Annotated in this window: 12 protein-coding genes; 8 read left to right on the forward strand and 4 right to left on the reverse strand. The window is 63.5% G+C overall.

All coding sequences use genetic code 11. From position 1 onward, the window contains the following. Positions 1–31 precede the first annotated feature (31 nt). Complete coding sequence (locus tag BWR02_RS18620) at positions 32–925, forward strand: alpha/beta fold hydrolase (RefSeq protein WP_139559417.1); 894 nt, start codon at positions 32–34, stop codon at positions 923–925. Between the two features lie 24 nt (positions 926–949). Here BWR02_RS18620 and BWR02_RS18625 read toward each other — a convergent pair whose 3' ends face one another. Next, positions 950–1,678, reverse strand: coding sequence for a class I SAM-dependent methyltransferase (locus tag BWR02_RS18625; RefSeq protein ID WP_162560235.1), 729 nt, complete (start codon positions 1,676–1,678; stop codon positions 950–952). Between the two features lie 367 nt (positions 1,679–2,045). Here BWR02_RS18625 and BWR02_RS18630 point away from each other — a divergent pair, with 367 nt between their 5' ends. Further along, the gene (locus BWR02_RS18630) at positions 2,046–3,527 is read left to right on the forward strand and encodes a hypothetical protein (RefSeq protein WP_139559419.1); all 1,482 of its coding nucleotides are present in this window, start codon (positions 2,046–2,048) and stop codon (positions 3,525–3,527) included. Positions 3,528–3,651: 124 nt separating this feature from the next. Next, positions 3,652–5,544 carry a hypothetical protein gene (locus BWR02_RS18635; protein ID WP_139559420.1) on the forward strand — a complete coding sequence of 631 codons (1,893 nt, stop codon included), beginning with the start codon at positions 3,652–3,654 and terminating at the stop codon, positions 5,542–5,544. Positions 5,545–5,810: 266 nt separating this feature from the next. On the opposite strand, the gene BWR02_RS18640 is transcribed toward BWR02_RS18635, so the two are convergent. Then, positions 5,811–6,311: a nuclear transport factor 2 family protein gene (locus tag BWR02_RS18640; RefSeq protein ID WP_139559421.1), complete on the reverse strand. Its 501-nt coding sequence runs from the start codon at positions 6,309–6,311 to the stop codon at positions 5,811–5,813. Positions 6,312–7,270: 959 nt separating this feature from the next. Between BWR02_RS18640 and BWR02_RS18645 the strand changes: the two genes are divergently transcribed. Next, a complete protein-coding gene (locus BWR02_RS18645; RefSeq protein WP_139559422.1) occupies positions 7,271–8,656 on the forward strand; it encodes an aryl-sulfate sulfotransferase in 1,386 nt (461 codons plus the stop codon). 273 nt (positions 8,657–8,929) lie between these two features. Next, the gene (locus BWR02_RS18650) at positions 8,930–9,301 is read left to right on the forward strand and encodes a translation initiation factor Sui1 (RefSeq protein ID WP_139559423.1); all 372 of its coding nucleotides are present in this window, start codon (positions 8,930–8,932) and stop codon (positions 9,299–9,301) included. Between the two features lie 49 nt (positions 9,302–9,350). Here the strand turns inward: BWR02_RS18650 and BWR02_RS18655 are convergent, their stop codons facing one another. Next, the gene (locus BWR02_RS18655; protein WP_236102418.1) at positions 9,351–9,740 is read right to left on the reverse strand and encodes a DUF4396 domain-containing protein; all 390 of its coding nucleotides are present in this window, start codon (positions 9,738–9,740) and stop codon (positions 9,351–9,353) included. A 922-nt stretch (positions 9,741–10,662) separates the two neighbouring features. On the opposite strand from BWR02_RS18655, the gene BWR02_RS18660 reads away from it, so the two are divergent. Then, a complete protein-coding gene (locus tag BWR02_RS18660) occupies positions 10,663–11,229 on the forward strand; it encodes a hypothetical protein (RefSeq protein WP_139559425.1) in 567 nt (188 codons plus the stop codon). A 40-nt stretch (positions 11,230–11,269) separates the two neighbouring features. Here BWR02_RS18660 and BWR02_RS18665 read toward each other — a convergent pair whose 3' ends face one another. Then, a complete protein-coding gene (locus BWR02_RS18665; RefSeq protein ID WP_139559426.1) occupies positions 11,270–11,734 on the reverse strand; it encodes a hypothetical protein in 465 nt (154 codons plus the stop codon). A 190-nt stretch (positions 11,735–11,924) separates the two neighbouring features. On the opposite strand from BWR02_RS18665, the gene BWR02_RS18670 reads away from it, so the two are divergent. Further along, positions 11,925–12,782 carry a tRNA nucleotidyltransferase gene (locus tag BWR02_RS18670; RefSeq protein WP_139559427.1) on the forward strand — a complete coding sequence of 286 codons (858 nt, stop codon included), beginning with the start codon at positions 11,925–11,927 and terminating at the stop codon, positions 12,780–12,782. A gap of 48 nt (positions 12,783–12,830) precedes the next feature. Then, positions 12,831–13,145: a hypothetical protein gene (locus BWR02_RS18675; RefSeq protein WP_139559428.1), complete on the forward strand. Its 315-nt coding sequence runs from the start codon at positions 12,831–12,833 to the stop codon at positions 13,143–13,145. The last annotated feature ends 410 nt before the right edge of the window (positions 13,146–13,555 follow it).

The following is a 13,555-nucleotide window of genomic DNA, read 5'->3' on the forward strand; positions in this document are numbered from 1 at the left end:
CGGGAAGGGCTAAACAGGAGAAACGGGCACGATGATCGACGCGATTGCGCTCCCACCCGGCTGGCAGCACCGGGAATCTGGCGTCAATGATGTTCGGCTGCATTACGTGGAAGCAGGACAGGGACCGCTGGTGTTACTGCTACACGGCTTTCCGGAATTCTGGTTCGCGTGGCGCCGCCAGATTCCGGCACTTGTCGACGCCGGTTTCCGCGTCATCGCACTCGACCAGCGTGGGTACAACACCTCGGACAAGCCGATCGGCATCGCGCCCTACCGCCTGGAGCATCTGGTCGACGATGTCGTCGGCATCATCCGGGCGGCCGGCGAGGACAGTGCCATCGTCGTCGGCCATGACTGGGGCGGCGCGATCGCCTGGAGCGTCGCCATGGCTCACCCTGAGGTGGTCCAGCGACTGGTGGTGTTGAACGGACCCCATCCACGCCGCGTGTTCGAGGAATTCAGAACGGCTTCGCAACTGTTGAAATCGTGGTATGTGTTCTTCTTTCAACTGCCCTGGCTGCCGGAACGGCTGCTGCGACGCACCAATTTCGCGTCGCTCGACCGGGTGCTGTCGCGCGATCCAGTGAATCCCGGCGCTTTCAGCCCCGATGACATCGAAGCCTACCGCCGCGCGCTCGCGCAGCCGGGAGCGCTGACCGCAACAATCAACTACTACCGGGCGCTGTTCCGCCGCAACCCGCTCGAAATCTACCGGGCCGCTCGCCCGATCGTTTGTCCCACGTTGCTGATCTGGGGCGAACAGGACCGCTACCTCGGCCTGCGCTTCACCGAGGGGCTGGAGCGCTGGGTCAGCAATCTCACCGTGGCGCGCATCCCCGAGGCAAGCCACTGGGTGCAGGCCGATGCGCCGGAAACCGTCAACGCGCTGCTCCTCGACTTTCTGCATCCCGGGTCGAACCGCTGACAGCCAGACGACCGTGTTCCTCCGTCACCCCGTACGGGTCGCCGTCACCGCAGCGCCACCCAGGCGTCGGTCGACCAACGCGGCATGCAATGCGCCATACCAGCGACTCACGTAGTCGTACCAGTCGCGGCCCCATTCGGCGACGATGGCTTGCCGCTGCGCGCCAAACCGCTGCAGCAGGTCCGCGTACCAGCCGGCAAAGAGGGGCGTCCAGTCGGTGATTCGGATATCCACCCAGGCGTCGCGGGACAGTGCGTCGGCCAGGACTTCCAGCACCACCGGCCGTCCGATCTCGCCGCCGAGTTCCGCTGGCGGCGCGACACCCGCTGGACAGGTGTAATCCACCAGCAACAGTTGCCCGCCGTGACGGCAGGCCTGCGCCAGTTGGCGGAGGGCCAGGGGCTGATCCGGAAACGCGTAGTACGCCGTCAGCAGGTACACCAGATCGAACGGCGCGAGTCCGACCCGGTCCAGGTGTCCGACGTCGGCCACGAGAAACTCGACCCCGGGATACCGTGATCGCGCGTGAGCGACCGACTCGGCATCGATGTCGACACCGACGATCTCGCCCCAGCCGCACTGCCGGAACCATCCTGCGGTGCCGCCGCGGCCACAGCCCACATCCAATATCCGCCGGACTCCGGCGCGATCGACCAGCGCCGCGGCCTGGACGATCGCGGCCTCCTCCCCTGGGTGTGCATGGTCGCCGCCGCGCACCCGGGCCAGGATCGCCTTGCCCTCGGGCGAATTCATCCGAAACGTCGACATCTTGCCCCCTGCTCTTTACTGGCTCTGCAAACCGACTCGCCAAGTGCCATTCGGTGCCGCCACGGTCGTTCGGACGTAGGCCGGCACCTGTGGACGACCGTCGTACGTGTGATTCCGCCCCCTGCGGACGGGGCCCTGCACCGGACGACGAAAGCGGCGATAACACCCGTTCTGTCGCACGCGGCGCGCAAAATGATATAACGTCTTCCGAACCGCATGCCTCTTGTGCTCAACACCCTCACGTTGCGGCCTCGGCCCGGATTGACAGGGCAGTTTGGCTTCAGCAGCGGGTTGCCCTGATCGCTCGCTGCGCTCCTCACCGCACCTTTAGTCCTGGAAAGCGATAGCCTTCATGACGACGCCGCCCGCTGATCGCAATCGGCCTGACGACGAGTCCGACGCGCCTCCGCGCAGGCTGACGAAGGCCGTCAGGACGACCCAGGGTCCACTCACAGTCGGGGTTGCTGCGCTGGGCTTGATGCTGGCCTTGACCCTTGCCGGTTGTAGCTGGATTGGCCGCACGGGTGAGTCAGCCTTCAAGGAAGCGGCCTCGTGGGTTCCGGGGAATAGCGAGACGGGCAATTTCGATCCGGTCGAACTGCAGGAAGATCTGCTGCGCTACGCGGACAATCTGTCCGCCGCCGCGATCACCGCCGCAGACCAGTTGCGACTGGGCGGCAAGCCGATCGACAAGGCCGAACTGCTGCAGCTCCGGGTTTACCTGGGGTGGGATATCCTGACCAGCGCGACGGGTGCCAGCGCACTCGGCAATCTCATCGACCTGCTGTTCCTGACCTCGGCCGGGCGCATGCGTGTCCAAGACTACTGGATGCCCCAGGTCTACGGCAGCTCGGCAACCGCCATGCTGGACGCCTTCCGAACGCGCGAAGCGACAATCTGGGCCTTGGCCGAAAAAGCACTGAGACCCGAGCACTGCGCCGAATTGCGGCAGGCGCTGAACACCTGGCGGCGGGAACGCAGCGCCAAGCCCAGCAGCCTGCCGCTGTACGCGAGTGTGTCCCTGGTGGACGAGGTGACCAAAGCCGCGCGCCGGCGGCGCGAGTCCGTTACCACCAGCGTGTTTGCCCTGCTGGACCTGGATCCGCTGGCCGGCCTGGATCCCGCCACCCGCGAACTGGCTCAGACCCGCCTGTTCGCGGAGCGCGCGCTGTTCATCGGGCAACGTATGCCGCAACTCCTGCAGTGGCAAGCGGAGTTGCTGACGCTGCAGGCCGCAAGCGTGCCGGAGGTGCGGCAACTGGTGGCCAACTCCACCCAGCTGGCCGCCTCCGGCGATCGGCTCAGTCGTACTATCGAACAGGCGCCTGCGCTGATCAGCGCAGAGCGTGAGCATATTCTGGCCGCACTGAAATCACAGGAAGGGCAGTTGGCCGCGCTTTCGCACCAACTCGGCGTGACGCTGGCGAGCGGCACCAGGATGGCTGACGCCACCAATGGTGCGCTGAAGACATTCCGGGATCTCACGGATCGCTTTCAGGAGGCGCCGAACAAGCCCAAGGATCCATCGGAACCCTTTCGCATCAAGGACTACGCGGAAACCGCGGCGGAGATTACCCGGATGTCGCAGCAGTTGCAGCTGCTGCTCGCCGCCCTTGAGCCGGCCATGAACCCGGAGAACTTCGCAGCCCTCTCGTCGCAGGCGGAGGCCCTGACCGAACGCACACAGGCCCGCGCTACCGAACTCGTGAATCATGCCTACCGGATGGCGTTGCAGTGGGTCGGCTTCAGCGCCGGTATCGTCCTGGCCGCCGCCCTGGCCTACCGCTACGCAAGCACTCGCCTGACGCGTGCCGCCGCGCGGCAGGCCAGCTGACGCTGGCGCGACGAACCCGGCCACCGGAGCCCGCTTCTCGACCGGCATGCAATTCACCCCGCCGAATCCGAGACCAAACGCGCCTTCAGCGCGCCACCGCTACGCCCTGGCTCGAATGCTCGCGATGGCAGGCTACTACCTGCTCGGCGGCCTCGTCGCCGCAGGCTTCGGATGGCTGGTGTTCTCCCTTTGGGATCACGGTGCCTGGGTGCTTTCGGACGATGCCCAACTGCTGCGGACGGTGCTGTCCGGTCAGTTCTGGACGCATGACGGCAACTGGTCGCAGGGGCGGTTCAACCCGCTTTACTATCTCGAGTTCGACGCACTCGTTTACCTGGGCGACAGGCCGGACCTCGCTTTCGGATGGGTGGCCGCGAAGGCCCTGCTGACTGCCGCACTGCTGGTGCAGATGCTGCTGACCGCCACCGGTACAACCCTCACCACACTGGCGCGCCCGTCGGTCGCCAGACTGCTCGTGAGCGGCTTCTTTGCTGTGTTCTGGCTGAGTCCGGGGATCTATCAGGTCTTTTCGGTCACGATCTACCCGGAACAGACCCTAATCCCCTTGCTGGCGGTGTTCGGGCTGTCCTGGCTACGGTTCTCTTCGACTACCCGTCCCGGTTGGGGTTTGCTGGCCTTGCTGTCGGGCACTGCAGGCTGCTACTTGAAGGAGCCGGCGTTTCTCGCGACGACAGTCCCGGCACTGCTCGACCTACTGAATCGGGACCCCGACTCCGGCCGCCGCCGATGGCTAAATCTGGCCGTGCTGGCCAGTGGCAGCCTTTTCCTCGCGCTGTATTACTTCCTGTCGTTTCGCACCGCCGTACAGTGGTATCACCAGGGCCGGGCCGGCGGACGCGGCCTATTCGAGGTGGCTTTGTCGACCGGTGCACAGCATCCGTTGCTGATCGTGGCGGCAGGTCTGTTGGCCCTGCGTCTTGCCCTGCTGAAGCGGTCCACGCGGTTATCGTCGTTCGATGGGCTGCTCGCCGGCGGCCTGGCCTACGCCTGCGCCTTCGTCATTCTGGGTCTGGACGCGCTCTACTATGTTACCCCGGCCTATATCCTCGTGATCCCTGCGCTGCTCTGGAACCTGCGGATCGGCTTGGCATGGCCGCAGCCTGCACTCCGAATCGGCACCTGCGCGCTACTGTCAGGCCTCGTGTTATGGTCTGTGCCGGCCGTCCAGGCCGTCTATCGTGAGAGCCAGCAAGTCCACTACACGCGAACCCACGATTGGGCGTTCGTGGACTCGCTGCTGCCCTATCGCTCATGGTTTGTGTTACCTGATTTGGCAACACAGGACAGCGACTTCGAACCGGCCGTGGACGACTGGAGACGCATCACACTGGAAACCTTTCTGGACTATCGCCGCCACGGCCAGGTTACGGGCAGCCCGCTGCTGCCATTGCGGCACGACGTCGACCGGATTGCGACCGAGCGTGGTGGCCGGACCCTCATTCTGACGCCCGAGCGCTTCGGCCCATGGGTGGCACAGCATGTCCCCGAGTTTCGCCACCGGGTGACGTATTTCGGTTTGGCCGGCTACGCCTTCCCGGCGCTCGCGGTGGGAAACACCATCTCGGCGGCAGCGTCGGAGTTTTTTCGGGAAGGCTGGAGTTCGTACGAACCGTCCGTCGACGCGCGTTGGAGCGAGCAGACGACCGCGCGCCTCCGAGCGTTCGTGGGGAATCTGCCCTCCGCGGTTCGGCTGACCGTCGTTGCGCGGGCCTTTCTGCCGGCAGGCCCGCGACAGGTCAAGGTGACGATCGGTCACCGGCTCGCACAGACCTGGCACTTCGACGATCCGAGGACCTTTGCCGCACGCTCGGCTCTCATCCTGCCGACCGATGTTCAGGAGGGCTTCGTCGATATCGATCTGATCATGGATACGGCCCCGACGCCCCAGGAAGCCGGCCAGTCGGCATATGACACGCGGCGACTGGGACTCCTGTTCCGTTCGATGACTCTGGATGCCGCTCCGGGCGACGCATCGCCGATCACCGCTCCCGACTGACCGCGTCATCGGCGTCATCCGGGACCGCTCGACGACCGGATCCCGCGGACGTTCCGCCCTGACCAAGTCTCCGCCGCCCCGTCGATCAACCGGGCGAAGATCGCGTCTGCCGCCCGCTCATCCACTCGAAAAGCGCCCGCTGTCCCGACCAGAAATCCCCAACTCGTCGAGATGACCCGCGCCGCTTGCCGTTGGATCGCGGAAGGGGGACGGAGCCAGGCAGGATGTCTTCAGGCCTGGCTCCCTGACCTCAGTTCAAGCGCGTTTCAAAGAGGCAGCTGATCGTTGCCAATCCCTACGGAAAAGTGCTGCTGCACGATCTTCCACTTACCGTGCTCCTTCTCCAATACGAGGCTAATTCGGAAGGGAACGGTACCGTTCGCAAATTGCCACGTCGCTTCACTCGCGATCCAGCCGACCGATCCCTTATGACCCACTTGTAGCGGCGTCCCGGCAGCAACGACCGGCAGTCCACCATCCTCGTAACCCACACTTTCAAGGAAATCGAACAAACCCTGCCACCACGCAATAATCGCGTCATAACCGACGAATCGCTCATCGGGAGAAGTCCCGATAGCCAGCGCCTCCGGACTGCGCGACGTCAGCCGCTTCATCTCAGTGATGTCACCATGGGTAGACGCGGCGTTGAAGCGCGCGAGTGTCGCAATGATCTCCTCTTCAGCCGAGCTTGATGCGGAAACCGAAGGCGCCGCAAAAAATACCCCTGCGAAAAGCAATGCGAGAAACCAGGCTGGCAAATGTTTCATAAATCCCCCTTGCTTATAAAGTAATGGCGCAACAAGCCTGCTGCTGCCGATCGGAGCCTATCACTCTGGAAAACCGACGGTCAAGCAGCCGTTTTTGCACCCCACAACACCCATTCCCCGAGCCACGCACGAAGTTTACGCGGAGCCCATCAGCGACCACCATAACCGCCGTGTTGATGTGCGCCAGAAACTATTGGAACCCGCTGCAATAACCTCGGTGAAGCCGACCGTGCCGCGGCGCGACCCCCCACAGGCTTGCCGCACATAGGCGGCCGACACGAACGCTCTCTGCCGGTTGACCGTGGCGGTACAGAGTGTACCGACTTCCGATTCAGCACCATATCGGGAATTTTCGCCTACCAGATGTGAAACCAACGCAGGTTCTCGGGCCCCATGACCGGTCATCACGGTAAAGGCCTGTTACCCGATGATAAGAAGGACGTTCGTCGCCCTGATATCGATGCCCGATCGGGTTCCGGGGAGTGTCCGGGTGCTTGTGCTGAGCCACAGACAGCGCACCTCGCCTCCTGAGCGGCATGGCCGCATCGCACAAGTATTTCCCTAGTAAGAAAAAGGAATTATCTCACCAACCCCCTAAAGCCGATTCCATAGGTAGTTGATCGAATTGTGCGACTGGGCCCCTGGTAGCAGCATGCGTGACAGATGAGAGCCTTCAGCAACAGTTGCTCTGATCCGCGCGCCGCAATCAACGTGCCTGCCCGCAGGACACCCGGCCCGGATGACTACGAGTAAGCGATTGACTAAGCGACCAACGGCTGACACATCGCCGCCTCGTGTGCCCTCTCGATGGCATGCCAGGCAGTTGGCGCAAGGACCATCCGATTCGGATCAATTGATCAGAGGGGGAAGCTGCAAGAAGCCAAACGACCTGCCGGATCCGATCATGGACTTGTGGCTGAACGAAAGTGATTCACGAACCGCAACACGAGGATAGTGATATGAAAACCAAACTATTCCTAATTGCCATGGCGCTGTCGAACGCGGCATTGGCCTATGAATCTACGGAAGGACCTACCGGCGTGATCCGCTACGACCGCGAAACCGCGATGGCGGGCTACACATTGATCGCTCCAGCGGGCGTAGAGAATGTCTACCTCATCGACAATACGGGCTGGATCGTCAAGGAATGGAAACTACCCGGCGGGGGGCACACAGAGCTTCTTGAAAACGGGGACATCCTGCGCCTCGGCGCTGCCACGAGCCCGGATAATTTCGTGAACTGGGGTGGCACGGCCGGACAAATCAACCAGTATTTTCCCAACGGCACTCTCCGCTGGAGCTACACCAACGTGGACGTCGATTCGGTCCTGCACCATACGTTTCACCAAAAAGGGGACGGCAACTCCTTGGTCGCGGTATGGGAACGCCACAGCGATACCGAAGCGCTTGCCAAAGGCCGGATCCAGGACGCGTATCTTTATCCGCTCTTCAATGCCGCAGGCAACCCGTCACGCTGCGCCCGCAACACCTACTGCGGCGGACTATGGGCCGACTCGGTCATCGAACTCGATGGACAGGGCCGGGAAACGGGCTGGAAATGGGATGGCTGGACCCTGATGGAGAACTCGGTATCGGCCGACCGGCTCGACATCAATTATCACATTCCGGAACGCGCGATTTCGAACCGCAGCACCGCTGACTATATGCATGTCAATGGGATTGACTATGACCCGACGCATGAACTGTTGCTGCTGACTTCACGATCGTTCGGCGAAATCTACCTTATCGACTTCCACACCCAGCAGATCGTCGGCCGCTGGGGTAACCCGTTTGCGACCAAAACGGGCCCGGAGCCGAAGTGGATGAACGATGGCGCCACGCAACTCTGGGGCCCGCATGGCGCCAATTTCGTCGCGTCGTCCGCGTCCGCCGTACGTGTGCTGGTCTTCGATAATGGATGGATGCGCCCGGAAGATCGCCGTTCACGCGTGCTGGAGATCGAGTTCAAGAAGAATGCCCAAGGCCGGTGGATGCCTGAACCGAACGTCGCCTGGCAGTACCAGACCTCGGCGCAGCAATCCCTGTTGACCGATTTCCAGGGTTACGGCCAGCGGCTCCCGAATGGAAATACGCTGATCGCGTCGTCAGCGATGCAGCACGTGATCGAAGTCACGCCGGCCGGAAAGGTGGCTTGGGAATTCATCAGCCCGGTCTTCGCGAATGGCGAGATCAAGTGCAAGTTCAATGCTGAGGAGAATCCCCCGCTAACCTTCTTCCGCGCCTACAAGTACGCGCGCAACTACCCGGGACTTCGCGGCCTGGATCTCCGACGCCGTCGCCCGTTCTCGTTGAGTTGCCCGCTCGGTCCCTGGCTGCGCAAGTAGTCAAGGCGCTCAAGCGCTTGCCCGACCGTAACACACGCCCCTTGATGACCGAGCCAAGCCGCGGCAGGGAAACACACCACCTGCCGCGCGGCCGGCCAGCCCTAGACCCTGACGCAGACACCGCCCCTCCTGCCGGCCATGGTGACGCTTCCGTCCCTGGGCGGCAGAACGTCTCCCGTCGGAACGCGGTGCACCTACCGACCGGCTTCGACACTCGTAGCGTATTGTGCTTTGCTACGCTGTGCCCGTAGTTCCCTACCCGTTCATACCGTCATGAAGCTGAACAAAAACACCGCGCAGGGCGGACTCGTTTACTCCACTGCTCACGGCAAGATGTGCCCGGGATGCCGGCAGCCGGTCGCAAAATGCATCTGCAAACAGCAGAAAGTCGGCGTGCCGTCGGACGGCATCGTGCGAGTCAGGCTTGAGACGAAGGGCCGCAAGGGCAAAGGTGTCACGGCAGTCATGGGTATTCCGGTTCCGCCTGCGGCGCTCGATGCAATCGGCAAGGAATTGAAACAGCGTTGCGGCTCCGGCGGCACCGTAAAGGATGGGGTCATCGAGATCCAGGGCGACCACCGCGACACGGTCGTCGCCGAATTGACGAAGCGCGGCTACACCGTCAAGAAGGCCGGCGGCCGCTGAGCGGCGGCCAAGCGGAGGCGCACCGTGCAGAATCCATACCATACCCCCTTCAGTGGTGGTGCCCGTGATCGGACGGCGACTCGTGGTAAGAGTGCACCACCGCATGCCCCCGTCCGCGCGCGATCAGCCAGCGATTCGCTGGGAAGGCCGCAAGGCCCGCGACCAGCAACGAGAACAGCAGGCTGCCCCAGAACAGCAGATCACTCAGTGTCGCGTCCATCGCCCCCGGAATGGCGATCATCACCGCATTGTCCACGATCTCCATGATCGTGATCGACACCGTGTCCGCCGCCAGCGCAAGCCGGATAGCCGCGGCGGCGGGTAGGCCGGCCTTGAGCAGCGGAGTCAGAGTCAGCGCATAGCCGGAGATGAACGCCAGCACGACCGACAACGCGACCGTCGCGCTACTGCCCCAGTTGAGTGCAGTACCGATGATCATGCCAAGTACCTCGCCGATGGCGCAGCCGGAAAGGCAATGGGCGGTCGCGCTGAAGGCGAGACGGCTCAGCGAAGACCTTGCGGCCATTGGGTGACTGTGAGGCATGGTAACTCCTGATCGACGGGATAGCGGACGGACAGCATAAGCTTCCGGCGTCGGAACCACGCCGACTTCCCACCCGATGGCGACACCCACCCCCGGCCGGTGCCGGCGCGATCTTCGTTGCAGTCCCGGTCCCTGCAACGAAGTCGAGGAAGCTACCGGATTTTTGGGAGCCTGTCAGTTAGGGCCGTGCCAGGGCTGCGAACCGGGCACCAGGCTCACCCTGATGCCCGCCTTCTCGACATCGGTGAGGGTGCGGCACAGCGTCGCCTCATGGCTATGTTCCACGCTGGGCCTGCACGCCATCGGTCGGGCGCGGGCCCGATCGGAACGACGCACCAGATCGCCGAGTTCACTGGGTCACTGCAGCTTGACGCTCGCATTCTCGAGTTGCCCAGCCGCACGCAGCCCTGCCCTTGCACCCACTGGGCCGAAAATTGCTTCGCAATCGCCGAATGGACGGTGCAGAGTCGGGCCGATCCGGACACCAGCCAGGGTAAACCCCGTCAGTGCGGAGCGGTGTGTATGGCGCTTGCCGCGCCTACGCCCGATTGCACCGAGGAGTTTCCGTTCACCAGATCCGCCCGACGTCAACACCTCGAACACCTGTCGCATTTACGCTGGAGCAGTCTCGGTATTGTCATGTTTGTCGGCTTTGTCAGTTTTGTAGACCCCGTCGCAGGCGTCGGCGACGCCCCTAGGGTGTCGGTCCCCGCGCCATCGCGGATGCCCACCACCGGCGTTGCGAGGCCGCTGAAGAGGACCCCGGAATGACGCAGACGGGCGTGACGGCCAACGCGCATAGACGCCGGAGGCGCGCATGAAAGGATCGGACGAAGACGCGAAAGCCCGGCTGACAGCCAATCCGTTTCCGGCGAGTCCGTGGGTCCAGATCCGCGACGACCACATCATCATTAAGGCGGGCTATAGCGAAACCCTGCAGCGAATGCTGCGTTGGGTACCGAATGCCCGCTGGCGTTCGGATCTGCGCTGCTGGAGCGTGCCCCTTGCCGGCGCCGAACTCGTTCGTTCGGTGCTGCCCGAGATATCTCGGCTGGCGGAAGCCATGCAGGAGTCGCCGCGCCTATCGGCGAGCCATGACACCGACGCGGAAGAAGCACCGCTGGAGATCCATGCAAGGGCTTGGTTCCGCGACGCCGCGCGCCTGCTCTTCGGCAGTGACTGGCAGCGCGAAACCGCGCGTGCCCTGAACCGCGACGAAGCGGCGCTGGCGTGCTGGCTCGTCGGTGAAGGCGTGGCAGAGGCCGCTCCCGAGCAACTTCTCGAGGAGATGTTGGAGCTGATGCGCAACCGGGCATCGAACATCGACAGCGCCGCAGATGCCCTGGCGAAGAAACTTGCGCGGAGCCGGCAGCGTGGTGCTTGATCGGCCAACACCCCCATGGCGGCTGTGCGACGCATGGATTTCAAAGCGCGCGGACGGAGTCCGCCCGCGCGGTGAATTCCAGGCCATCAGCCCGCTCGAACACGTCGATCGGGATATCGAAGACGAAGCGGTTCTCGTACCAACTCCGCGCATATGGCATGAACATGGCACCGGGGCGCAGCGCAAACAAGCATTCCGATCCACCATACAGCGCGGCCTCGAAGCCGCTGCTCTCGGTTTCCGGGACGTTGTCGTCGCCGAAGACCTCGAACTGAATGAAGACCTTGGCGGACTCGATACCGCCCTCAGTGGCCTTGATCGCGATGACCCGAAGGTTCTGAAAGCGGCGGCCAACGGCACCGCTTTCCAGTCTCTGTGTCAATTCGTGCAACGTTCCCTTCCTGATCACGGCCGTTTCGGGCTGGGGAACTCCCAGATCGTTCAGGCCGGTGGCTTTGGCTGATTTCAGCGGAATGAGCAGCTTTTTCTCGGACAGTGCAATCACGGTGTAACTCCATGCAGAGGATTTACGAGAGCTGCGCCATTGGGTGGCGCTGCACCGACCCAGGCAGCAAACATGCCATACCGTTGATGACGCACCACGGTCCGTCGGTGCTCGCGGCTCGCTCAACCGGACCAGCGGTGCATTCCAGACCCGCCGGTGATGCTGCAGCCGAACGTTCCGGGAGCCTGTCATGACCGCCGAAGCACCCCATCCCCCTCTTGCAGATCTCCTGCAGATCGAGCCAGGTCTGAGTGTTCTGCGCCTTGCGGCGCTGTATGCGGGGCCCGATGGCCGGCTCGACGACGAGACGCTGGACCTGATGTTCGCCCAGGTACAGGCCGGCGTGCTCGCGACCGTCGCTCCACGAGATATCTGGCAGGAACTCGCGCTCGGACTGATGGCACCGAAGCCCTCCAATATGCTGCGCGCCTTGTTCGCGTGCAGCGCACTCCACGCAATTCTGCCCGAGGTCGCGACCGTGTTCGGCGTACCGCAGATCGCCGACGATCCGCCGCAAGTCGATATCGGCCAGCACCTGCTGCGGGTGCTGGACCTGGCAGCCGCAGCCGGCGCCCCATTGTCCGTGCGCTTCGCGGCCTTGGTCATGCACGCGGGCAAGTCCGACTCGCCGCCTGAGCATCTGCCGGTGCACTACCGCCACGTGGAGCGCGGACGGCCGCGCATCGAAGCGCTTTGTGAACGATTCGACATCCCGGACGACTGCCGCGAGCTCGCACTGTTGGCGCTCGCCGAATGCGAGCGAGTACACCGCGTGACCCAGACGCGGGCGGGCCCTGTGGCGGTGATGCTGGAGCGTCTGGGCGCTTTCGAGCACCCGGAGCGCTTCGAGCGATTGATGACGCTGTGTGCCTGCGATTACGGCGCCTATCGCGGGCGCACACCGGGGGCGTATCCGAAAGCGGCCCTGCTGCGCATTGCGCTCCAAGCCTGCACCGACGTCACTGCAGGCGAAGGCGCGGTCGAAGCGCGGGCCGCGGCGATCGCTGCGGTCTTGCGCTCCGAACGCTGGACGAACGCGGACTGCTAGTCACACGCCGAACGTGGGCGCGCGGCCCCGATGGGAGCATACGAGGCGATGACCGACTACATCCCTGAACTCAGCGAACTGCGCATGGTCGCCCGCGCTCCGGAGCGCCCGGTGGATTTCGGCGCGGACCGCGACTACATCTTCTCGTGCCTCAGCGATGTCGAAAGCCGCTTCGGGCTGGCCGCCTTTCCCGGACTCGCGCCCGAGAGGATACCGGCGCGCCGGCTGATCAAACAGTTGATTACCTGGTGGCGCACCCTCGAGCCGGCGGACGAGGGCCAGCGCGACGCCCACGCCCGCTTGCCCGGCGTCATTCGGCTGATCGACACGTACTCGGCATTGCTGGCTGAGTTGAAGCGGTAAGGACAAGGCAATCCGCAGACGCACTGTTGAACGCACGCGCATTGCCATTACTGCGGTCGGACCGGGCGGGGACTGCCCAAGGGAAACGGATTATTCCTTTCATAAATTGTGGTTATTATGGCAATAACTCTTTATTCTGGCGCGCAGCGGCACAGTGATTACGGAACCCCCGCGCTGCGCCGAAGTTCGCGGACCGGGGCTGCGGTGGCGCACATGCCCGTCGCAACAATGAAACCGATAAGCACAGAGGACGTTCGGATGTCCGTCATCCGTCCCCTCTGCAAAAAGAGGGTGTCGTAAAAGCTCAATACGTTGCCGTTCCGAGCACTTGAGTAGGTGCTACCGGTGGTGACGATGGCACCGCGAGAGTGCGCCCAAGCCATTCAAAGCGGGAACGGAATTTCCTCAGC

This window comes from Methylotetracoccus oryzae (genome assembly GCF_006175985.1).
Taxonomy (GTDB): domain Bacteria; phylum Pseudomonadota; class Gammaproteobacteria; order Methylococcales; family Methylococcaceae; genus Methylotetracoccus; species Methylotetracoccus oryzae.